Annotated in this window: 24 protein-coding genes; 3 read left to right on the top strand and 21 right to left on the bottom strand. The window is 48.8% G+C overall.

What is annotated here, in order from left to right:
* Positions 1–81: 81 nt before the first annotated feature.
* From deoC to HWY38_RS04555, 5 genes are all read right to left on the bottom strand, one after another.
* A complete protein-coding gene (gene deoC / locus HWY38_RS04535) occupies positions 82–750 on the bottom strand; it encodes a deoxyribose-phosphate aldolase (protein ID WP_038460434.1) in 669 nt (222 codons plus the stop codon).
* A gap of 90 nt (positions 751–840) precedes the next feature.
* The gene (locus HWY38_RS04540; RefSeq protein ID WP_224181349.1) at positions 841–1,782 is read right to left on the bottom strand and encodes a sugar-binding transcriptional regulator; all 942 of its coding nucleotides are present in this window, start codon (positions 1,780–1,782) and stop codon (positions 841–843) included.
* A 70-nt stretch (positions 1,783–1,852) separates the two neighbouring features.
* Positions 1,853–2,665, bottom strand: a complete 813-nt coding sequence (yidA, locus tag HWY38_RS04545) for a sugar-phosphatase (RefSeq protein WP_224181350.1) — start codon at positions 2,663–2,665, stop codon at positions 1,853–1,855.
* A 68-nt stretch (positions 2,666–2,733) separates the two neighbouring features.
* The gene (locus tag HWY38_RS04550; protein WP_038460439.1) at positions 2,734–3,258 is read right to left on the bottom strand and encodes a hypothetical protein; all 525 of its coding nucleotides are present in this window, start codon (positions 3,256–3,258) and stop codon (positions 2,734–2,736) included.
* Positions 3,255–3,665 (bottom strand): DUF3255 family protein, encoded by a 411-nt coding sequence (locus HWY38_RS04555; RefSeq protein WP_224181351.1) that lies wholly within the window; start codon positions 3,663–3,665, stop codon positions 3,255–3,257. The genes HWY38_RS04550 and HWY38_RS04555 overlap by 4 nt, the downstream gene beginning before the upstream one ends.
* Positions 3,666–3,776: 111 nt before the next feature.
* On the opposite strand from HWY38_RS04555, the gene HWY38_RS04560 reads away from it, so the two are divergent.
* Positions 3,777–4,163: a hypothetical protein gene (locus HWY38_RS04560; protein ID WP_004393267.1), complete on the top strand. Its 387-nt coding sequence runs from the start codon at positions 3,777–3,779 to the stop codon at positions 4,161–4,163.
* Between the two features lie 157 nt (positions 4,164–4,320).
* On the top strand, positions 4,321–4,692 hold the full coding sequence (locus HWY38_RS04565) for a hypothetical protein (protein ID WP_224181352.1): 372 nt from the start codon (positions 4,321–4,323) through the stop codon (positions 4,690–4,692).
* A gap of 50 nt (positions 4,693–4,742) precedes the next feature.
* Here the strand turns inward: HWY38_RS04565 and HWY38_RS04570 are convergent, their stop codons facing one another.
* Positions 4,743–5,135: a hypothetical protein gene (locus HWY38_RS04570; RefSeq protein WP_038464451.1), complete on the bottom strand. Its 393-nt coding sequence runs from the start codon at positions 5,133–5,135 to the stop codon at positions 4,743–4,745.
* 126 nt (positions 5,136–5,261) lie between these two features.
* On the opposite strand from HWY38_RS04570, the gene HWY38_RS04575 reads away from it, so the two are divergent.
* On the top strand, positions 5,262–6,224 hold the full coding sequence (locus tag HWY38_RS04575) for an iron-hydroxamate ABC transporter substrate-binding protein (protein WP_007407825.1): 963 nt from the start codon (positions 5,262–5,264) through the stop codon (positions 6,222–6,224).
* 40 nt (positions 6,225–6,264) lie between these two features.
* Here the strand turns inward: HWY38_RS04575 and HWY38_RS04580 are convergent, their stop codons facing one another.
* From HWY38_RS04580 to iolA, 15 genes are all read right to left on the bottom strand, one after another.
* On the bottom strand, positions 6,265–6,612 hold the full coding sequence (locus HWY38_RS04580) for a YxeA family protein (protein WP_004393256.1): 348 nt from the start codon (positions 6,610–6,612) through the stop codon (positions 6,265–6,267).
* 13 nt (positions 6,613–6,625) lie between these two features.
* Complete coding sequence (gene yxdM / locus HWY38_RS04585) at positions 6,626–8,494, bottom strand: ABC transporter permease YxdM (RefSeq protein WP_224181353.1); 1,869 nt, start codon at positions 8,492–8,494, stop codon at positions 6,626–6,628.
* Positions 8,469–9,242, bottom strand: a complete 774-nt coding sequence (gene yxdL / locus HWY38_RS04590; RefSeq protein WP_007614823.1) for an ABC transporter ATP-binding protein YxdL — start codon at positions 9,240–9,242, stop codon at positions 8,469–8,471. Before yxdL ends, yxdM begins: the two co-directional genes overlap by 26 nt.
* Positions 9,243–9,385: 143 nt before the next feature.
* On the bottom strand, positions 9,386–10,363 hold the full coding sequence (gene yxdK / locus HWY38_RS04595; RefSeq protein ID WP_044802358.1) for a two-component system sensor histidine kinase YxdK: 978 nt from the start codon (positions 10,361–10,363) through the stop codon (positions 9,386–9,388).
* The gene (yxdJ, locus tag HWY38_RS04600) at positions 10,360–11,049 is read right to left on the bottom strand and encodes a two-component system response regulator YxdJ (protein WP_224181354.1); all 690 of its coding nucleotides are present in this window, start codon (positions 11,047–11,049) and stop codon (positions 10,360–10,362) included. The genes yxdK and yxdJ overlap by 4 nt, the downstream gene beginning before the upstream one ends.
* 107 nt (positions 11,050–11,156) lie before the next feature.
* Positions 11,157–12,029: a 6-phospho-5-dehydro-2-deoxy-D-gluconate aldolase gene (gene iolJ / locus HWY38_RS04605; protein ID WP_224181355.1), complete on the bottom strand. Its 873-nt coding sequence runs from the start codon at positions 12,027–12,029 to the stop codon at positions 11,157–11,159.
* 2 nt (positions 12,030–12,031) lie between these two features.
* Positions 12,032–12,874 (bottom strand): 2-keto-myo-inositol isomerase, encoded by an 843-nt coding sequence (gene iolI, locus HWY38_RS04610; protein WP_224181356.1) that lies wholly within the window; start codon positions 12,872–12,874, stop codon positions 12,032–12,034.
* An 87-nt stretch (positions 12,875–12,961) separates the two neighbouring features.
* The gene (locus HWY38_RS04615; RefSeq protein WP_224181357.1) at positions 12,962–13,831 is read right to left on the bottom strand and encodes a sugar phosphate isomerase/epimerase family protein; all 870 of its coding nucleotides are present in this window, start codon (positions 13,829–13,831) and stop codon (positions 12,962–12,964) included.
* 19 nt (positions 13,832–13,850) lie between these two features.
* A complete protein-coding gene (locus HWY38_RS04620; protein ID WP_224181358.1) occupies positions 13,851–14,885 on the bottom strand; it encodes a Gfo/Idh/MocA family protein in 1,035 nt (344 codons plus the stop codon).
* 22 nt (positions 14,886–14,907) lie between these two features.
* Positions 14,908–16,203 carry an MFS transporter gene (locus HWY38_RS04625; protein ID WP_224181359.1) on the bottom strand — a complete coding sequence of 432 codons (1,296 nt, stop codon included), beginning with the start codon at positions 16,201–16,203 and terminating at the stop codon, positions 14,908–14,910.
* 12 nt (positions 16,204–16,215) lie between these two features.
* Entirely contained in the window at positions 16,216–17,112 is an 897-nt protein-coding gene (gene iolE / locus HWY38_RS04630; protein WP_032875530.1) for a myo-inosose-2 dehydratase, read from the bottom strand.
* A gap of 15 nt (positions 17,113–17,127) precedes the next feature.
* Complete coding sequence (gene iolD / locus HWY38_RS04635; RefSeq protein WP_224181360.1) at positions 17,128–19,041, bottom strand: 3D-(3,5/4)-trihydroxycyclohexane-1,2-dione acylhydrolase (decyclizing); 1,914 nt, start codon at positions 19,039–19,041, stop codon at positions 17,128–17,130.
* A gap of 24 nt (positions 19,042–19,065) precedes the next feature.
* Positions 19,066–20,058, bottom strand: coding sequence for a 5-dehydro-2-deoxygluconokinase (gene iolC / locus HWY38_RS04640; protein ID WP_132106545.1), 993 nt, complete (start codon positions 20,056–20,058; stop codon positions 19,066–19,068).
* Positions 20,059–20,081: 23 nt separating this feature from the next.
* Positions 20,082–20,897, bottom strand: a complete 816-nt coding sequence (gene iolB, locus HWY38_RS04645; RefSeq protein WP_224181361.1) for a 5-deoxy-glucuronate isomerase — start codon at positions 20,895–20,897, stop codon at positions 20,082–20,084.
* Positions 20,898–20,970: 73 nt separating this feature from the next.
* Positions 20,971–22,434, bottom strand: coding sequence for a methylmalonate-semialdehyde dehydrogenase (gene iolA / locus HWY38_RS04650; protein WP_045209395.1), 1,464 nt, complete (start codon positions 22,432–22,434; stop codon positions 20,971–20,973).
* Positions 22,435–22,681: the final 247 nt, after the last annotated feature.

Below are 22,681 nucleotides of genomic sequence, written 5' to 3' on the forward strand. Positions count from 1 at the left end.
TTTTATTTGTATTCGCTTACAATTTTTTATGCATCAACAAAGAAAGAGGATGGCGGAAGCTTTCGGCTTCCGCACTGCTGATTAATAGTCGCTGCTGCCGCTGTCTCCGCCGCTCACGATAGAGACGCCCGCACTTGCGCCGATCCGGCTCGCGCCCGCAGCGATCATGCTGTCAACATCAGCTTTTGTTCTGATGCCGCCTGATGCTTTGACCCCGATGTCCGGTCCGACTGTTTTTCTCATAAGAGCGATGTCTTCAGCCGTTGCCCCGCCTGTAGAAAAACCGGTAGACGTTTTGACGAAATCGGCGCCTGCCGATACCGCTAAGCGGCACGCGCGCTCTTTTTCTTCATCTGTCAAAAGGCATGTTTCGATGATCACTTTGACGAGCGCTTTTTTATCAGCTGCTTCAACTACCGCGCGGATATCAGCTTCAACCGCTTCATCATCGCCGTCTTTTAATGCGCCGATATTGATGACCATATCAACCTCAGTGGCTCCTTTTGAGATGGCATCCTTCGTTTCAAATGCTTTTGTTTCCGATGTCGTTGCGCCGAGAGGAAATCCGATAACGGTGCAAACGTCAACTCCCGTACCCTTCAGTTCCTCCGCTGCGAGTTTGACCCAAGTCGGGTTTACACAAACGGAAGCGAATTTATATTCTTTTGCTTCATTTATCAGTTGTAAAATATCCGCTTTTTGTGTATGCGGTTTCAAAGCAGTATGGTCTATTTGACTTGCAATTGACATTGTATGCACTTCCTTTTTCCTAGGATACGTTTAGAATAACCGAATTTTGAACATATGTAAATTGGTAATTGAAATTATGTTCATGAATTGTCACAATTCTTGAATGAGTTTTTTGGCCGTATGCTGGTCGGTAATCAAAACGTTGGCGTACTTTCCTTTCAGGGCGCCGTGAATGGCCTTGCATTTTCTGCTGCCGCCTGCCACCAGAATCGAACGCTCTTTCATTTTCAAGTCGCTGAGCTCAACTCCGATCGTCCTGCCGTTAATGCTGCTGCTGCAAATCCTGCCTTCCTCGTCAAAAAAGCGCGAACAAATATCGCCGACTCCGCGTGCTTTCAGCAATTGTTTCTCTTCTTCCCGGAAATAACCGAGTCTGAAAAGCAGTGCCTCATCCCGGACGGTTCCGACCGTAAACAGGGCGATATTGGCTTGTCTGCCCATTTCAATGATCCGCTTAATATGTCTGTCCCGCTCGACCATCTGTTTCACATCGGCGCTGTCAAATATAACCGGCAGCGGCAAATACCTCGGCATCGTCTGAAATGCTTCGGCGAACAGCTGAATCGTTTCTGACGAATACGTATTGACATTGGAATGACTGATGCCGCCTTTCAGCTGCACGACTTCAACGCTCTTTACCTGCTTCGGCTCCATGCGGCTTGCAATCTGGTACATCGTCGTCCCCCAGCTTACGCCGAGTATATCGCCGTCCTTTACGGTTTTATGCATATAGTCTGCGCCATAGCGGCTTAAGTAATGTGTAATGGCCTGGTAATCGTCGCTTGGAGAAAAGATGACGTGCGCCTCAAGCAGCCCGTATTTTTCTTCCAGCTTCGCGCCGAGTTCGTCCAGATCCTCAAACGGGTCCATGACGCGAATTTGAACATACCCTTTTTCCTTTGCGTACTGAAGCAGCCTTGAAACGGTGGGGCGTGACAGATCAAGCCGTTCGGCGATCTGCTGCTGGCTGTAATCTGATTGATAATATAGTTTTGCCGCTTCTATGCTGAGCTGCTGTTTTTCACGATCCATGTCGCGCCTCCCCTCTCCGCTTATCATATCACCAAAACACGCGGTAAAAAAGCACCCTCTGATGGGGTGCCTATTTTTTCAGCACAAGCTCCTGAATCGCATGCGCCACGCCGTGTTCGTTATTTGATTTCGTTTCAAAATCAGCAATCTCCCTTACTTCCGGGATGGCATTGGCCATTGCCACACCGCAGCCGGCCCACTGAATCATGGACATGTCGTTGCCGTTATCGCCGATTGCCATGACGTCTTTCTGTTCAATGCCGAGTTTTTCGGCCAGCAGCTTGACCGCGTTTCCTTTACTGACTTTCGGGTGAAGAATTTCATGGAAGAATGGCGCGCTTTTGACCATTGTGTATGTTTCCCTGAATGATTCCGGAATGGAAGCGATCGCTTTCTCCAGCTTGTCCGGATCGTCAATGAACATGACTTTCGGAATCAGAATATCCTTCGGCACTTCATCGATCGTGCGGAAATGAAGCGGCACTTTCGTAATGTATGATTCGTATACCGTGTATTCACTGATATCCCGGTTCGGCGTGTACAGATTGGCTGTGTCAAAGTAATGCATCGGAGTATCCAGCTGTAAGCTCAGCTCGTAAAGCGACTTCAAATCCTCATAACCTAATGACTGCTCGGCCACGACACCGTTTGTATACGTATTTTGGACGAGTGCGCCGTTATAGGCAATCACAAAGTCGCCTTCTTCCTGTAAGTTCAACTCTTCCAAATACCGACGCACGCCGCCGATCGGCCGTCCTGTGCACAGGACGATATTGACCCCTTCCGCTTTGGCGGCATCAAGCGCCCCGCGGACTTCAGCCGTCACTTCATGATGATCGTTTAGTAGTGTTCCGTCCATATCGATTGCGATTAACTTGTACATCCTGCATCTCCTTTGTATCCTTTTCTTCTTATGCTTTCATCATATCGTTTTTTCGTTTCAATGAAAAATCAAACGGACAAGTTTCTCCGCCTTCTCTTCGTATACCGGGCCTGCCTCCGGATGCGGGGCCGTCTTTTCCTCTTGTCAGCTTGTTCGCCGCCGTCATCTGTTTTCTGCTTCAAGAGCATCAGCCCCGCCGCAAAGAATGGGACGGCCGCTATGTCCAGAAGGGCAAGCTTTATTCCCATCGCTGCGGGAAAGTATGCCCATAATGAACGGCTGTTCCGCCTGATCATGATATAAGAAACGATTTCCAGCAGGATAAACAGAGCGTTCACCCACAAGTAAATGAGCATTGCCGCAAACAAAAACAGCAGGAGCGTATTCCGCAGCGTACCGGAAAACAGAAGAGCGCGCATCATATCAAAGAATGAAAAAGACTGCATGCTGCCGTTGACGACATTGGGATTGTAAATGGTAAAACGCCCGAACTGATCAAAAAGCATAAAAAATAACCATAACAGTGAAAACCATTGAATGATATGTACGATGACACCCGTCAAAACGAGTCTGTCGGCAGCCTTATTTCTCATGTGCATCCTCCCCGCCGGTTTATTCTTGTCATTGTTTTTGTTTCTCCGTATATCTTCCAAATGAGCGTACCGTTTTTTCCTCTTTTCAACGTGCTTTTGACGGGGTGCGGATGGCCGAGGTATTCAATCTCGATCGTTCCGTCCGTGTTTTGTGAGATCACCTTGTACACATCCGAGGGCATGGCAACCTCGCCGCGGCCTTTAATGACCTGCTTAGTCAGCACGCTGTCTTTCGTAAACGTGACGGTTTCAGATCTGACCCCGTCCATCGGGCCCGGTTTCAGCCCCGCATCCCATGTCCCGTAATAAAAAGGAGGTTCGTCTGCTTTCTTTTGCGAGCAGCCTGTTATCATGACGCATCCGAAAACAAGAACCGTCATGATGAAAATCCGTATGTTCCGCAACATGATCACCTTCCTTTGAAGCTCTTTTTACGCCTGTAAGTTAGGCGGATGCCGTGGCACTGTGCAATTGACTACATAGTGTATAAAGACTTCACTAGATAAGGAGAATGATGAATGAACCCATATCAGTACTACACCCCATCTGCCTATTTCCCTCAGCAGCAGGAATACGAAGTGAGCCCCGTTGAGTATGAGCCGTATCAGCAGCAGGAAAGCTATTATTATGCGCCCCCTCAGTCTGAAGAGCGGCAGCCGACGGCTTTAGAACGGAGAGTCGCCCAGCTTGAAAGACAAAACGCCCAGCAAACGAGAGAGCTCACCCGCCTCTCACAAGAAGACCAGCGCCAAAACCGGGAAATCACGCGTATGAATGAGCAGATCAGACGGCTGAGCCAGTCCATTGAAATCCATACCCGCCGCTTAAACCGTTTGAATCAGCGCCTGCGCGCAGTCGAAAACAGACTCAATATTCCTTTTCACGCTACAGAAGGCGGCTTCTGAGAAAAAGGGCCGGAATACAAAGCTCGACAGGCCATCCCGAGCCTTGTATTCCGCTCTGTACATAACAGGTAAATATTTGAATCCTTTTCTTGCATGAATGCCTCTCCTATTCTTTCACATGATAAATGTGTAAAATCAATCACTTCAGGAGGTCTTCATGATGTACCAAAACCAAAACCAATACAGCGGAAATCAGCTGCAGCAATGCCGCCAAACAGCACAGCAGCTCATTCAGCAGACACAGCAAAGCAGTCAGCAGTACAAGCAAATGCTCCAGCAGGAACAGCAAAACATTCAAATGCTTCAGCAGATGCTTAACCATGAACAGCATGCCGTTCATACCATTCAGCAAGCGCTGCAGGGGCATGAAGCGGCCATTCAGAAATGCCAGCAAATCGTGAATGTGTGCAATCAGCTTCAGCAGGAAGTAAGCGGACACATGCCTGCACCGATGGCAAACGCTAATGTTTCTTCATTCCCGCAAACACAGCATCACACACCGTTTCAGCAGCATTCATACCAGCAATAGGCCGGTCATGCAAATGACAAAGCGCGAGATACCGGCTTTGTCATTTGTTTTTATCTCTGTTTTGTCAGATCAATGCGATGAGCGGGTTTTCCGCCGAATTTTGCTTCAGCCTCATGCCTTACCGCTTCAAACGCTCTTGCTTCGACGTTTTGTTTAAACACATCAAGCTGTATTAAATAAGCCGCCCGCACTTTCAGCCCGTGGATAATGGAGATGATCCATAAAGGCAGCACGATATACACGCCCGGCGTGCTCGGCAGCACAAAAGCAATTGCTAAAATAATAAAATAGATAAGTCCGTATTTCAGCCATTTTTTGTTCTTGGCCCGGTAGCCGATATAGAAAAAGGCCAAGAAAGCGGTCAGCGCAAACGGCGCAAAAGTCAGCAGCAGCCACCAGCTGTGCAGCACTTCCCACCAAGTCCCTCTTTTCGTAATCAACATTCATTCCTCCTTTACTACTATAACATGGATAATCAAGGAAGGTTTTCTATAAAAAACATAGACGGAATGACGTCTTCCTGCTATATTAATAATGATAATCATTATCACTTAAATAGGGGGATCATTATGAAGAAACAATCATGGCTGATCGGCCTGGCACTTCTGCTTGTTTTCGCATTAAGCGCTTGCAGCGGCGCGAAGGAAAACAACGGATCGGCATCAGGCAAAGGAAAGACAGACATGCGTACATATGAATCAACAAAAGGAAATATTGACATACCTGCACATCCGAAACGGATCGTCACTGACTTTTATGCGGGTGAGCTGCTGTCCGTTGACGCAAATGTCGTCGGGGCGGGCTCATGGACTTTCAAAAATCCGTTTATCAAAAAACAGCTGAAAAACATCACGGACATCGGCAATCCCGTCAATGTGGAGAAAGTGATGCAGCTGAAGCCTGATTTAATCGTGCTGATGAAGGAAGACCAATACGAGAAACTATCAAAAATCGCGCCGACGATTGTCATTCCTTTTAACACCGCAAAGAATACGAAAGATACGGTCAGCCTATTCGGCGACATTGCCGGGGCGAAGGATAAAGCCAAAAGCTTTATGGCAGACTTCAACAAAAAAGCCGAAGCGAATCAAAAGCGCCTCAAAAACGTGATCGGCAAAGACGAGACAGTCGGCCTATATGAAACGACGGATAAAGGCGAGATCTGGGTTTTCAATGACAATTCCGGCCGCGGCGGCCAAGCCGTTTATAACGCGCTCGGATTGAAAGCGCCGGCCAAAATTGAAAAAAACATCATGAAAACGGGCGCCATGAAACAGGTTTCCCAAGAGGTCATCCCTCAATATGCGGCTGATTATATGTTCATTACCGATTACAATCCGAATGGAGAAAGCAAAACATTTGAGCGTCTGAAAGATTCATCCGTTTGGAAAAATCTCGATGCCGTAAAACACAATCGTGTCTTTATCAACGATTTCAACACCTTCTATCCGTATGACCCGATTGCCGTCAGCAAACAGATGGATATCATCACCGACATGCTGATCAAACGGGCTGAAGAAAATAAAAAATAAAAAAAGCGGCACAGTCATGACACTGTGCCGTTTTTCATGTTCACTTTAATTTTGACTGTACGGAGCCCGGCATATCTTCAAATCTGACTTCTTCCCAGGTCTCGACATACTTTCCTTTCGCCTTCACCTTCAAATACGCGTTCTTCCGAAGGTCTTTCCCGGCGAAAAAGGTCACTTCTTCTTTTTTCCCGGATGCGTTGTATCCGTCTAATGTATACTCAGTACCGCCCGGGCTAAGATGTTTGCCATCTCGATCAATCTGCACATAGACATCTTGCTGGTGAATAAACGGATTAAATCTGTCTGTAACATCATTATGAAAAAAGAGAAGTCCGTATATGACGGCAGCGGCCGCCAAGACGGCCAGGATTGCCAATGCTTTTTTCATCTGTGCACTCCCCTTACTTGTTCATTTTTTTCAAATAGCTTGTCCGCACCGCGAGGAAGAACAGAAGCTGAAAGATGAAAAATCCTCCGATGGTCAGACTGAGCGGCCCCGCTACATCGGAATAGCCCTCCACGGCCAATGTTCTCAAAGCAAACAGCGTATGCATGACAGCAATGACAAATGGAAAGAAGAACAAAATCGCCAATTGTATCGTTACGCTTTGTGCCATTTCGCGCTCACTCAGACCGATTTTGGCCAGTGAACGGTAACGCTCCCGATCTTCATCTAAATCGGTAAACAGCCTGAAATATAAGAAACTTGCTGCCGCGACAAAGAAGACGATCGCGATAAACAGCCCGATGAATAAACTCAAGCTCGGCAGCTGCACCGTATCATAGTAAGTACCGGCTTTTGCCATAAAATCAGAATGGACGTCGATATAGTTGCCGTAAATCTCATTTTTCAAGGATTGGCTGATCCCAAGACTGTCTTTCCAATGATCATAGCTGTAGCCGTATAATGACGCTTTCTCACCGAGTGATTTCAGCTGATCAAAGGTTTGATCGTTCACCGCGATGATGGCATTCAATGAGATCAGCGGTTTTTTGACTTCTTTTACCGTCAGTTTTTGGTCAGACGGCTTGCCTTTTTGGTTCAGCAGCTTCAGCTGATCCGGCGCTTCGTTTTTGAAATTGCGGTCATACGTGCCCGGGAAATAGACGGCCTCACCATGTTTCAGGCCGTTTAGATTAACATGGAAGTACTTCGCCGCCTCCGATTCGGTGATCATGTAAACAGGCGGAACAGTATCTCCTTCCTGATAGCGGACATAGGAAACATTTATTTTGTCTTTCTTATACGTAAATCCGTGTGTTTTCAGTTCATGGTCAATATCTTTCAAATGAGTCTGTTCTTTTGGATTATTGCTGAAAGATACATACTCCATCTCATAGGCGGACTCTTCCGCCCCGACGGTCGATTTGTACATCGCGAGCACGCCTGTCGCCGTAAACGCAACCGCGGAAATAATGCTGACGATAAAGAACAGGCGGGCGTTGTCTTTTAAACGATAAACAAGATCAGAAACCCAAATGACATTTTTCCCGCGCAGATAAAAGGTTTTCCACTTCTTCAGCGCGCGCAGAATCCAGATGCTGCTTTGGCTGAAAAAGAAATACGTGCCGATGACGGTAAGCAGTAAAATGATGAACGGCTCGGTCCCGTGGACATTGCCTTTCAGAACCATGCCGTACCCGCCGCACAGGCAGGCGATGCCGAATAAGGACAGAAGCACGGACGGCTTCGGCTCCGGCTTGATCTTGTCAGTGCCCTTTATTAATTTGATCACCGTATTTGATCTGACAAAAAGGATCGTGAACTGCGATAAAAGGAAAAATAAGAGCAGAAATCCGCCGGCCGTAATACCGAGCGCTTTCCAAGGCATGTACAGAGGCAGCGCGTCCATTTCTAAAATATAAGCGCCGACCGTAAAGAACGTTTTCGAAAAAATGAAGCCTCCGATAATCCCGGCTGCGATCGACATGACGCCGATGATCATGTTTTCCGCCGTAATGAGCTTTCTCAGCTGCACCGGCGTAATGCCCTGCATCAGCAGGATACCGAATTCTTTATTTCTCGATTTCAAAAATGCGTTAACCGAATACAGAACAAATAAGAAAGAAAAAACAAAGATCATCCATTCCGCGGCGGTTAAGCCTTTTTTGGCGATATTATTCAGGTAGCCTTCCTTTAGTGCCGGATGAAACAGGAACATCGCAAAGGTAAAGAAAATCAAAACGGAAAAAGCACTGCTTAAAAAGAAAGCAAGATAGGCCCTTTTGTTTCTCGTGACGTTTTTATAAGCGAACTGAAGAAAGGTCATTTGCGTTTCCCCCCAGCATAGACAGCACATCGAGAATCTGCTCATAAAAGACTTGGCGGTTTTCCCCGCGGTAAATCTCATTAAACAGTTCGCCGTCTTTTATAAAGATGACGCGGCGGCAGTAGCTTGCCGCAACCGGATCGTGGGTCACCATTAAAGCCGTGATATGATCATCCTGGTTCAGGCTCTGCATCGTTTCCATGACGTCTTTTGACGCTTTGGAATCAAGGTTTCCCGTCGGTTCATCGGCCAGAATGAGTGACGGCTTATGAATGACCGCCCTTGCGATGGCGGCCCGCTGGCGCTGTCCGCCGGATACTTCAAACGTCCGTTTGTTGAGCAGGTCTTCGATTCCGAGCTTTGCCGCGATGCCGTGCAGTTTTTCTTCCATGACAGACGGCGCTTCTTTTTCAAGCGTTAACGGCAGCATGATATTTTCACCGATTGTCAGTGTGTCCAGAAGGTTGAAATCCTGAAACACAAATCCGAGCTGCTTGCGGCGGAAATGAGCGAGCTTTGTCCGCTTCAGGCGGTGCGGGTTTTCTCCGTGAATCAGGATATCGCCTGAATCCGGACGGTCAATCGTTGAAATGATATTCAAAAGCGTTGTTTTTCCGGAGCCGGACGGTCCCATCACCGCCGTGAACCCGCCTTCTTCTATTGAAAACGAAATTTGTTTTAAAGCTTGATAAGACACTTGTCCTTTATAGGTTTTATTTATATGTTTGACTTCAAGCATATTCGCCATGAAAATCCTCCTTAAGGTTTTATTCTTGTTGGTCTGGGCTGCTTTCATGTAGTGCCGGGGCATTTAACATAAAAATCCCCTTGACGTAAATCCATGTTATCAAGGGGGAACAAAACGAGCTATGTTGTTTTCTTAACGCAGTCTTACATTTTTGTAAGAAATGAAAATCGGACCGATGTCCCTTCACCGGCGGACGAAGTGATGTCCACCGTATGATTGAGCTTGCCCGTAATTTCTTTGACGAGATGGAGGCCGATTCCCGTAGATTCTTGGAAACGCCGTCCGTTTTCACCGGTGTAATAAGGGTCAAACACCCGCTTGATGTCCTGCGAGGGAATGCCGACACCGTAATCTTTGACTTCAAGCACCGTCCTGTCTTCATCGCGGAAGACATTCAGCTCAAGTCTGTCACTCTTGCCTGCCGAATACTTGACCGCATTTGTAACCACTTGGCCGATCGCAAATTTGAGCCATTTTGCATCAGTATAAATCTGATGATCATCGCGAATGTCCATTTTCGGATAGACGCGGTATTGAATAAAAAATCGTTTATAGCTTTGAATGACTGATTGGAGAAGCTCTGATAAGGAAACCGCTTCGACTTTAAAATCCCGCTCAAACAGGTCAAGCCTGGATGAATAAAGGAGCGTCTCCAGCCCGAATTCAATCTGCCGGACTTCTTTTTTGATTTGTTCAAAGACGGGCTCATCTTCTTCCTGAATGATTAAATTAATGACTGACAGCGGCGTTTTTACTTGGTGCACCCATTGATTCATATACGTCACCCGCGCGTCAAGCTTGGCTTCGGTCTCATGGAGCTTCTGGTGCTGCAGCCGGATCAGCTCCATCTGCTTTTCATACAGCTCTGAACAAAACACTGAAGAACCGAGATACGGGATGTCCGTCCCTTCCTGCTCCGAGCTGAGCCAATGATACACGCCGCGGTCTTTGTACCAGCGATAGGCAAGATACCCCGCTAAAATAAGAAGCTGCACGCCCAATATGTAAAACAGGTGAGAAAAAGAATGAAGACCCGCAAACCAGTAATAAAAGAAGACAAACAGCCCTTGAAGGAGAAAAAGCAGAATCAGAACGGCATGAGACCGGAGAAACAGCTTCATGACAGCGCCCTCAGCTGGTAGCCTTCGCCCCGCACCGCTTCAATAGAAACAGGCGCATTCAGCTCCCGCAGTTTTTTTCTGAGCCGCGTGATATACACGTTAAGTGTATTATCATCGATGAATATGTCGGTGTCCCACGTCTTTTCCATGAGACGGTCCCGACTCGTCACCTTTTCTCCCCGCTCAAGCAGCACTTCCAAGAGCTTACTTTCTTTTTTAGAAAGCTCGCTTTTTTCGTCCTGAAAGCGCAGTTCAAACCGTTCCACAAAGAGCTGCACACCGGCATATTCAACCACTTTCTCTCCCTGCTTGGCGGCGTACTCTCCGTATGCCCTGCGGATCTGGCTTTTGATTTTCGCCAGCACAATATCATAAGAAAACGGTTTTTCGATATAATCATCTCCGCCGTTTTCAATCGCCATCACCTGATCCATTTCCCCGCTTCTGGCTGAGATGAAAATGATCGGGCTTGTAGAATGCTGGCGGATCTGGCGGCACCAATAATAGCCGTCATAAGACGGCAGATTGATATCAAGCAGCACCACATCAGGCTTTTCCCGCAAAAAAACATCAAGAACAGCCGTGAAATCCGCGGCGGCCACGGTTTGATATCCGTATTTTTCAAGGTAATTCTGCAATAGTCCGCGAATGTCTTCACTATCTTCCACAATCATGATTTTATTCAAACTGAACCACTCCCGTTTCTTACACTGCTGCCATCATCATAATCGTTTCGGGCGTACGGGCGCAACACCGCACAAAAAAACCGCCATCTTGGCGGTTTCCGTTCTCATCAGCCGACCTGCTCCTTTACGGCTTTACCGGCTGATCCGAACTCTCTCATTTTGCTTCGCACCGTCTCTTCCACGGCTTCAATGCCGGGTGTCATGTAGCCGCGCGGTTCGTACAGATCGCCGTTTTCCTGAAACATGCGGCGTGTTTCGTCTGTCCAGGCTACCATACATTCCGTATTGATATTGATCTTCGCGTGGCCGAGCGTGATGGCTTTTTTGATCTGATCCTGCGGAATCCCGGATGCTCCGTGAAGAACGAGAGGAATATCAGTCATGCGGGAGATAGCCTCCATTTCTTTAAATCCGAGATTCGGTTCACCTTGATATTTGCCGTGGACGGAGCCGAGGGCGGCGGCCAGCGCGTCGATATTGGTTTCTTTGACGATCCGCTCACATTCCGTGATATCGGCATAGCGGACACCGCCGACCAGCCCGTCTTCCATGCCGCCGACCGTGCCGACTTCTGCTTCTACTGAGACGCCGTGCTTAGCGGCATAAGCGGTAACTTCTTTTGTCATCGCGATGTTCTCACCAATCGGATGATGGGAGCCGTCAATCATCACTGAGCTGAATCCGGCGTCAATGGCCTGTCTGCAGCGTTCCGCACTGCTTCCGTGATCAAGATGGAGCACGACGGGAACGGTAATCGCCATTTCTTCCATTAACGCGCCGACCATGGCGGAAATCGTTTTAAATCCGCCTAAATAGTCGACCAGACGATCGGAAGCCGCGGCGATGACCGGCGATTGCTCCTTTTGCGCCGCTTGCAGAATCGCCTTCGTCCATTGGAGGCCGTTGATATTAAATTGGCCGACTGCATAATGCTCCCGTTTCGCTTCTGCAAGAAGATGTTTCATGGTGACAAAAGCCATGTTCACGCCTCCTTCATGAAGTATTTTGATACGACGGCTTCCGTTGTTTCCTTTGCCGTTTTGATCGTTTCCTCCGCAGTCAGCTTATAATATTCAGGTCTGAACAGCTCTACGGAGACAACATCATTGAATCCGATTTCTTTTAACGCTGACAGATGGGCGTCTAAGTCAATCGCACCCTCTCCAGGCCAGACGCGGTCTTCATCCGTTAAAAAGCCGATCGGGAAGTCTTCTGTATCGTCGATATGATAGATGAAAATTTTCTTTCCGTCCGCCTGCTTCAAGCTCTCAATATTGGAGCCCATCGCGTGGAAATGGAAGCTGTCAAACACCAGTCCGACATTATCGCGACCGACAGCGTTCACGATGTCATACGCCTGTTCAAATGTATTGACCGTACATTGCGGATGGCCGACAAATTCAAGGGCAATGTTTACGCCGTACGGCTCCGCGATATCCGAAAGCTCAGTCAGCACCTCTGCGCTGCTCTTTTTGATCTCTTCTTTCAAGATTTTCCGCTCTGTCACAAGCGGCACGGCCACCACATATTTCACGCCGAGCGTCCTGCAGGTTTCCAGCATGCTTTTGAATTCCGAAATGATCTCCCTATAATCCTTCTCATCACGGTTGTTGAAGAAAACCAGTGCGTTCAGGGCAAGCGGTTTAATGTGGTGTGTTTGAAAATATTCCACCAGATCGGCCAGTGAATGGTCTTTTAAGTATTCAGGCAGCTTATCCATTGTGCGGATTTCAATATAATCATAGCCGTGCTTTTCGCACAGCTCTAAATCCTGTTTCAGGTTTGAATTCTCCAGCGTAGTCGCTTCATTAAAGCAAAGTTTCATGTCAGCCTCTCCCATCCGCGTTTTCGATATGAAGGGAGTCCGGCTGGAGGGCTTTTTTTCCCCGTTCCGCCGAACTCCATACTCAGCTTATGCCATACCCAGTTCTTCCTTTAATTTCTTAAGCATGGTCCGGCTTGATTCATCCGCTCTTTCGCCGACCCAAGCAAAAACGGCGTTCGTCGCGATTCCGTCGAATTTCATCTCTCTCATCTTTCTGAAAATCGTCTCAAAATCGACCTCGCCTTGCCCGATGTCCAAATGCTGGTGAACCGTTACTTTCGCGTCAGGCGGGTTGACGATGTAGCGCAGGCCGTGCGCCGCTTTATGATTAAAAGTATCTGCAAATAAAACATGTGTGAGGCGGTCGCCGGCTTCATCAAACATGGTCGCAATATCGCCTTTTCCGTCATCATAGAAGAACGTATGCGCAGTCGAGTAGACAAGATTGATCCAATCCTTATCAAGCGCGCGGATCATATCCATCGCACCTTTGTGCGTTTCGATAAAATCGTATGGGTGAGCTTGAAGATTGAGTTTAACGCCTTCTTTTTCAAAAACGGGCAGCAGTTCATCCATGGATTTGATGAATTTTTCTTCACTTGTCAAAGGATCATATTTTGAACCGCTGAATTCACTGTTCATCAAATCCACTTCAAGTTCAACCGCAATTTCGATCGCCCGTTTCCAGTTGCGCACGGCGGCCTGACGACGGTCTTCATCAGGACCCGCCCAGTGGTAAAGCGGAAGAAGAGAGGACAGCTTCACACCTGTATCGTTTAAAAGGCGCTTCAATTGTTTGATTTTTGCTGAATCGACTTTCGGATATTTGTAGAAAGGACAAAAATCCTCGCGCGGGGACAGTTCGATATATTCGTATCCGAGCTCCGCCGTTTTATAGACCATTTCTTCTAACGTTAAATCATCGCGGTACATGGATGGATCTAAGGCCAGTTTCATTTCTTTCACTCCCGATCTATTATTTGTTCACAGTCGTAAATGATTGGTAGAATGCCGGTTTTTCTTGAAGCGCCACAGGCTCTTTCTGCCCGGATTCCTGAGCTTTTACGCACGCGTCAGTTGTCACCGCGGCAATATAACCGTCCCATGCCGTCGGACCGCTGACTTCGCCTTTATTCCGGATCGAATCAATGAAGTCTTGAATTTCCACATCATACGCAGCCACAAATCGGCGCTGCCAGTCCATCAGGATATCGGTGCTGAATGTCCCTTCTTTTCTCAAGCTGATACTTGACGGTTCCGGAAGCTTGATAACGCCGTCTTCCCCGACGATCTCACATTGAATGTCATAGCCGTATTTACAGTTCACGTAGATTTCGGCATTGATGACGATGCCGCCTTTTGTTTCGATGATGACCATCTGCGGATCTTTCAGATGCGGCAGCGCATTTTTTGATTTCTTCGGATAGATGACCTGTACGGATTCATAGTCGTCATTGACGAGCCAGTGGAGGACATCAATTTCATGAACGAGCGTATCGACGACGGCCATGTCCGTTGAATAATTCGATGCGACTGTCGGGTTGCGGTGCGCACAGTGAATCATCAGCGGCTCGCCGACCACGCGGTTGTCAATCGCTTCTTTCAGCTGAACGTAACCGCTGTCATACCTGCGCATGAAACCTACCTGCACCAATCGTTTTCCCGTCTTCATTTCTTCCTCGACAATGCGCATACAGCCTTCTGCCGTTGTCGCAAGCGGCTTTTCACAAAACACGTGCTTGCCGTGCTGAATCGCTTTCAAAACGCTGGACTCATGAGCCGGGCCCCAGCTTGTCACTAAGACGGCATCCACATTTTCAGCAGCGAGGAGGCTGTCGTCATCAGGATAAACGGAGGCGTTCAATTTGAAATCCTGAACGGTCTGCTGCGCGGCCTCCTGATTCACATCTGTGACAGCGGTAATTTCCGCACCTGACAGCTTATTTGTGATGCGGTTGATGTGCTCTTTTCCGATAGCACCGGTTCCGATAACACCTATACGTAAATTCATTGATCGCCACTCCTTCTGATAATCAAATAATGGTTCTCGTCCTTCTTTTCTCGCTGCCGTCCTGAGGAGCGCCGTACAGTTCCTCCTGTATCTGTTCAAGCGACTTGCCGGACGTATTCGGCGCGAAGACAAGCCCGATGATCATACTGGCCGTCACACATATGAGCAGAATACCGGCCATAAAACCGATGCCGAATTGTGACATGATGACCGGCACAAATAAACTCCAAATGCCGATTGAAATACGGACGAGAAAGAACATGAGCCCTTGTGCTGACGCTCTGTGTTCTGTCGGGAACAGCTCGCTTGCCCACAGCTGGTAGTTCGCCTGCTGGCCGGCTCCGTTATTGATGCCGATCGCTAAAACAAACAAAAGCAGCATCGGGAGTCCCTGAAAGGGCAGTAAAAACAGCGACCAGCCGACAACGGCCATACATGCGCAGATTCCGAACACCGTTTTCCGATATTTATCTGCAAAAGGCATGAAGATACAGACGACGCCGAGCCCGGTGAAGATAAACAGGGCCATCTGCAGAATGTTGGCCGTATTTGCGGATACGCCGCCGACCTGCTGGTAGATGTACGGCATAAAGAATCCCATGACGCCCGCTGCGAGATTCCATACGAGAAACACACCCATTAAAAACAAAATGTTCTTGAAAAATTTCGGCTGAAGCAGGTCAAAGTAAGATGTTTTTTTTACGGCGGCAGGCCGCTCTTCACTGTTTTTCCAGGCATCCGACTCAGGTAAACGCTTTCTTATCACATATGTGATCAGGGCGATCACCAATAGATGCGCAAAGACAATTTTATTTCCTAAAAGCCCGAGGTCACCAACCAAAACGGATAACAGCAGAACCACAACGGCTCCGGCGGCCCACGCCACCTGCGCCACTCCGCAATGCCTCGCCCGGTTTTTCTCAGGGGCGTTTTCCGCGATAATGGTCCATGAAGCCGTAATATCCGCGCCTACAGAAATCCCGATAATCATGTATCCGCATAACAGCATGGGAAAGTTGAATCCAAACAAAACCAAACAAATTCCTAAGGCGTAGACGAGCATACTGTTTGTGTATACAGCTTTTCGGCCGACTTTATCAGCCAAATACCCGCCGAGCAGCGCTCCGACGGCCGCTGATATCGCATTTGCGCTGAAGGCGCCGAGCAATCCGATCTGACTGTCGGACAGCTTCAAGTAGCTGACCCACATAGATAAACCCGCTGATCCTGCCACGATGGAACCTGCATCAATGTAATTGGCTAATGCTGCGGCGATGGTCCTTTTGCTGAAAGCTGATTCCGCCTTGGCACTATTCATATAAGTCCCCCTCTAATTTGCAGGATCAAGCAGTTCACTGTCGATGTACTTTCTCGCAATCAGTGCGTACTCAAGCGGATTGGCGACTGCCGGGTCTTGTTCGGCTTCGATGACGATCCAGCCTGAATAATCATGACGGACGAGCGCTCGGTACACTTCGGTAAAATCGATGCATCCGTCTCCGGGAACCGTAAAAATGCCTTGTAAAAACGACTGCCTGAATGACTTGCCTTCCTGTCTGCACCGCTCCATAATGTCAAACCGCGCGTCCTTGAAATGAACGTGTCTGATCCGATCCATATGCTTGTTGAGAATCGTCATATAGTCTCCGTCCGAGATATAGGCATGGCCGGTATCATATAGTAAATGGACATACCGCGGGTCCGTTCCATCCATCAGCCGGTCAACTTCTTCCGCCGTCTGGACGCCTGTGCCGAGATGATGATGAAACGTGAGATCCAGCCCGTATTCGTCAGCGATTTTCCCGAGACGGTTCAAGCCTTGGCACAGCGTATCCCATTCTTCATCTGAGAAGTGCGGTTTTTTCTTAAATACATCAATGTCCAAGCCTTGAACACTGTACGTCTGTTCAGAAACGGTGGCGACATCCGCTCCGACTTTCTGCAAATAATCACAGTGTTCTGTAAATTGTTCAGCCGTTTTTTCAATACCGTCTTGTATGATAAAGCTGCTGAACCATTTCCCCGCAATCCGCAAGTTCCGGAGAGCCAGCTCCTTATTGAGGACGGAGGGTTCAGGGAAAAACCCTCCCACTTCCGTACCTTGAAAGCCGGCGACAACAATATCGCTTAACAAATGCTGCAGCGTATTCCCGGCTCCGATTTCCGGCATATCGTCATTGCGCCACCCAATGGGAGCGATGCCCCACAGAATATCTTGTTTGCCCATCGTGATGCCTCCCCTCTAGTACTGCTTCGCAGACTTCAGCTTCGCCTCTTTCGCTTCGTATGCCCGCTGAACGCTTTCCTGCTCCGAGACTTCCGCCACGCCGACATGCCACCAGCTGTCATAGCCGTCCGTCATCGTTTTCGGCAGAACCTTCATTTCAATTAAAGTGGATACATCTTGCGTTTTCGCATCTTCAAGCGCCGCTTTCAGTTCTTCAACCGTATTGGCTCTGTATGTTTTAGCGCCGTAGCCCTCTGCCACCTTCGCGTAATCAACGTTTAAAATCTGATTGTCCTCGGTGCGGAACTCACAGAAATAACTGCCGCTCCCGTGATCCATCTGCAGGTTGTTGATACAGCCGAATCCCGAGTTGTCAAAGAGCAGGACATTGATTTTTTTGTTATATTGAAGCGCGGTAATCAGCTCTGAGTGCAGCATCAGAAAGCTTCCGTCGCCGACGAGTGAATAGACTTCTTTGTCGGGATGGGCCAGCTTGAGGCCGAGCGTGCCTGATACTTCATACCCCATGCAGGAATAGCCGTACTCGAGGTGGTACGTATTCGGGACGTTGGAATGCCACAGCCGCTGCAAATCTCCCGGAAGAGACCCCGCCGAGCTGATGACGACGCTGTCTTCAGGAATCGTGTCATTGATGGTCAACAGCGCCGTTGTCTGCGGCAGCTCAGTCTCGAGCGCGTCGGCATACTCGTTTAACACGTCCTGTGAGAAATGGTTTTTAATTTCCGGTTTGAACGCGTCACGTGTAAAAGTGACCTTGCCGAGCCGGTCCCGTTCAGCCAGCCATTCATCTTTCCAATCTTTAATCGCCGTGCCGAATGCACTTTTATATCCGTCTAATAAGCCGTGCAGCCTGCCGAGCGTCACTTTCGCATCGGCTACGACCTGAAACGCGTCAAGCTTGTAAGCCTGCATGCGGCTGACATTGATATTCAAAAATTTTGCTTTGTCAAAATCAAACGCCGTTTTCGAGGATGTCGCAAAGTCCGTGTACCGTGTGCCGACACCGATGATCAGATCAGCCTGGCGGGCGGCTTTGTTTGCGGCGAGTGTGCCCGTGATGCCCATGCCGCCCAGATTGTTGGCGAAATCAGCTTCAACCGTTGACTTGCCGGCCTGCGTTTCGACAAGGGGAATGCCGTATGTTTCAGAAAGCGCGATTAATTCCTCACGCGCGCCGGAGTACTTCGCGCCTCCGCCCACTAAAATGACGGGACGGCTGCTCTCCTTAATTCTTTCCGCGGCGCCTTTCAGCTCACGCTCGCTCGGCTGCATCCGATCAATGTAATGAACGCGTTTTTCAAAGAAGCTTTCATCAAAATCAAATGCTTCTCCCTCTACATCCTGAGATATGCAGATGGTCGCCGGACCCGCTTTTGCCGGATCTGTCATCACTTCAAATGCCCGGATTAAGCTGCTCATCAGCTGCTCGGGGCGGGTAATGCGGTCCCAATAGCGGGACACGGGCTTTAACGCATCGTTTGTCGTGACGGCGGCACTGTATTCCTGCTCCACCTGCTGAAGCACCGGGTCAGGCTGCCTCGTCGCAAAGGTATCGGCCGGAAGCAGCAGCACCGGGATATGATTGGCCAGCGCCGTACCCGCGGCAGCCGTCAAGTTAGCGGCACCCGGACCGACCGAAGTCGATACCGCGTAAATTTTTCTTCTCAGCATCTGCTTGCTGTATGCCATCGCGGCATGCGCCATGCCTTGTTCGTTTTTGCCTTGATAGACTTTCAGGTGCCCGGCGTCCTGCTCAAGCGCCTGCCCGATCCCCAACACATTTCCATGGCCGAAAATCGTGAAGATGCCCTCAACGAACGGCTCTTCTTTTCCGTCAACATGAATGTACTGCCGGTTCAAGAATTTAATCAGCGCTTGTGCTGTCGTTAAGCGAATTGTATTACCCACAAACGATCCCACCTTTTATACGTTCTATTTACCGTTAAGACTGTGCTGCGCTTCAATCAGTTCGATGATTTCACCGGCAGCCGGCATTGCTTCTGAGGAGCTGTGTTTGCTGACGACGATGGAAGCGGAAGCGCTCCCGTATTTTAAAGCCGTTTCAATATCCCGGCCGCTGACAAGTCCGTAGATGAAGGCTGACGCATAGGAATCACCCGCTCCGAAGGTCTTCAGCACCTTTGTTTTATAGGCATGCGCCCGGAAAACTTCTCCCGATCTGCTGTATGCGTATGATCCGTCAACGCCGTGCTTAATGACGACAAGATCAGCGGAGTGCGCAAACAAATGGCGGACGGTTTCATCGTTATTTCCGCCGCTGCGGTTTTCCATTACGTCAAATTCGTCACGCGTACCGATGACGATATCGGATTGTTCCGCCACCAGCGTGTAGTACACGGCTGTTTCTTCTGCCGATTGCCATGTATACGGACGGTAGTCGAGCTCAAACACGACTTTTACGTCATGTTTTTTTGCGATATGCACCGCTTTTAAGACGGCTTCACGCGAAGGGCTTTTCGCAAGCGCCGTACCTGATACGAGCAGCATTTTCGCGTTTGCGATGTAGCCTTCATTGACTTCGGACGGCTCAAGATACAAATCCGCCACGTCATCCCGGTACATCAGAATGCTGCACTCTTCGGGACTGAGAATTTCCGTAAAAGCGAGCCCGGCTTTGCGCCCTTCTCTGTCAACGGTCATTTGTGACGTATCAACGCCCTTTTCCTGCATATAGGAAACGATGAATCTGCCGTGCTGGTCATCCGGAATTTTGCCGATAAAACCGGCTTTTAATCCGAGCTTGGCGCTGCCGATCGCAATATTTGCCGGGGAGCCGCCGACATATTTAGAAAACGTCATCGTTTCTTCCATCGGCCGGTTGTATTCCGCCGCGTTCAAATCAATACACGCGCGTCCGATCGCGACAATATCAAACTCTTTTTCTTCATTAAACGTATATTTCATCGTTATCTGCCACTCCTCACTTGTTAGCGTTTCAGGATCCATTCATGGGCCGGATCATTATGAAACTTCCATTTTCGTGTCGGTCCCGCCATTACATTCAGGTAGTAAGAGGTATACCCGTCCGGAACACCAACCGGGTGATAGCCCGCCGGGACGATGACAACGTTTTCATTTTCTGCGGTCATCGTCTCGTCAATCGAGCGGTCGTCCGTGTACACACGCTGGAAGACAAACCCCTGCGGCGGGTCCGTTTCATGGTAATAGGTTTCTTCTAAAAAGGATTCAGCCGGCAGATTGTCTTGGTCATGTTTATGAGGCGGGTAGCTCGACCAGTTGCCGCTGTCCGTGTAAACTTCAACAACGAGAAGGCTGTTTGCCGATGGATCTGAATCGGGGAGAATATTATGAACGGTTCGTTTGTTTGCCAGCTTGCCGCGATGCTCCACACCGTTGTCTTCCGCTTTAATCAGCTTTGTCGGAAGCTGGCGTTCGGACGGAGAATAGCACAGCGCGACCCTCGCCCCGCTGACAGCTGTGATTCCAAAAGAGCGGCCATTGGACACATAAACGCTGTCCGTCGGTTTTCTTTCAAATACGCTTTCACGGGTGCCGATGCTTTCAAATGTCTGATCATAATCAGTGACGGTGATTTTTCCCGTTACCGCAACGATGCAGCACTCCGTCTTTTTCAAATCTTCTGTATATGTGGAACCGGGAGTGAGGTCAACGACTTTAAATCCGACGTATTTGAGGTCTGAATTGGCTGAAGTGACGTCATGTATGATGTTCACGCCTTGAGAAATCTCATCGGCCTGCGGTTTGCGCAGCAAATGACTCATGTATATTCCTCCTTAATTGATGGTAAAAGAAAACCCGGACGGAATCACAAAGCCGTCCGGGCCGGCTGTCAGATCAATTGAAGTCAGGAGACGGGTATCGTGCCGTCACGACTTTTTTACGTGTATAGAAGTCGACGCTGTCTTTTCCGTTTGCGTGCAATGTGCCGAAGAAAGAAGACTTCCAGCCAGAGAACGGGAAGAATGCCATCGGCGCCGGCACGCCAAGGTTGATTCCGAGCATTCCCGCGTCAATATTCTCACGGAAGTAGCGGATCGCGTTCGCATTTGAAGTGAACAGACACGCGCCGTTCGCAAATTCAGACTGGTTGGCGATGTCCACCGCTTCTTTTAAGTTTTTCACGCGGATGACCGACAGAACGGGCGCAAAGATTTCATCTTTCCAGATCGTCATATCCGTCGTCACGTTGTCAAAAATTGTCGGTCCGACGAAATAGCCGTCTTCCGTTGCGTTTTCACGCCCGTCACAAAGAAGTCTCGCTCCTTCTTCGATGCCTTTTTCAATATAGCTGTGCGTGCGTTTTTTGTTGTCCTCGCGGATGACCGGGCCTAAGAACACGCCGTCATCCAGTCCGTTTCCGATCTTGATGTCCGCTGCTTTTTCCTGTAATTTCGCCATAAACTCATCGGCGATTCCCTCTTCAACCGTCACAACCGCGCATGCCATGCAGCGCTCTCCTGCCGAACCGAATGCCGCACCGATAATGTTTGTCACCGTATCTTCAAGGTGGGCGTCATTTAACACGATCGTATGGTTTTTCGCGCCCGTTAACGCCTGCACGCGTTTCAAATGTTCGCTGCCTTTTTTGAAAACATACTCGCCGACAGGTTTTGAACCGACGAATGAGATGGCTTTAATCTCCGGATGTTCAAGAACGCCGTTTACGACGTCATGCGCGCCGTGCACGACATTGAAGACGCCCTTCGGCAGACCGGCCTGTTCAAACAGCTCTGCCAGTTTTTCCGTTAACAGCGGCGTGCGCTCAGACGGCTTCAGAATAAAAGTGTTTCCTAATGAAATCGCCATCGGGAACATCCAGCACGGAACCATCATCGGGAAGTTGAACGGTGCGATACCGCCGACCACCCCGATCGGATAGCGGTAGTTCGCCGCCTCTACATCCGTCGCGATGGAGGCGAGTGAATCGCCCATCATGAGTGACGGCGCGCCCGCTGCGAATTCGACGTTTTCAATTCCGCGTCCCACTTCACCGAGTGCTTCCGTCGTGTTTTTACCGTTTTCCAAAGTGATCAGACGGGCAAGCTCTTCTTTGTTCTGCTGGAGAAGCTGCTGATAGTTAAATAGAATTCTCGCACGGCGCGGCACTGCCGTCTTTGACCATGTTTGAAACGCCTCTGACGCTGAGCGGACGGCGTATTCCACATCCTCCCGCGTAGAAATCGGAACCTGGCACATCACTTCTTTTGTAGCCGGATTGACAACGTCTTCATATTGATCTGTCTTACTTTCAACCCATTCACCATTGATGTAGTTTTTCAGTTTTCTGATCTCTGCCATTCTCATTGCCTCCTTAAATAGTAAACATCCTGTTCAGCCGGATAATAACGGATGAATATATTCATCTTTTACATATAAAAGACATGAATTAAACGCTTACAAATGCTAAAATGATGGTGACTCCCAATATTTCCATATAAAAGTTGGTCATGTGCCGGATAAAAGCAAACGATTACATCTTTAACTTTTGATTTTACAGGTTATATTTTGGTCATTTATTGGTTACATTGTAAGCCCAACACATCTT

This window comes from Bacillus sp. KS1, assembly GCF_020075515.1.
Lineage (GTDB): Bacteria > Bacillota > Bacilli > Bacillales > Bacillaceae > Bacillus > Bacillus velezensis.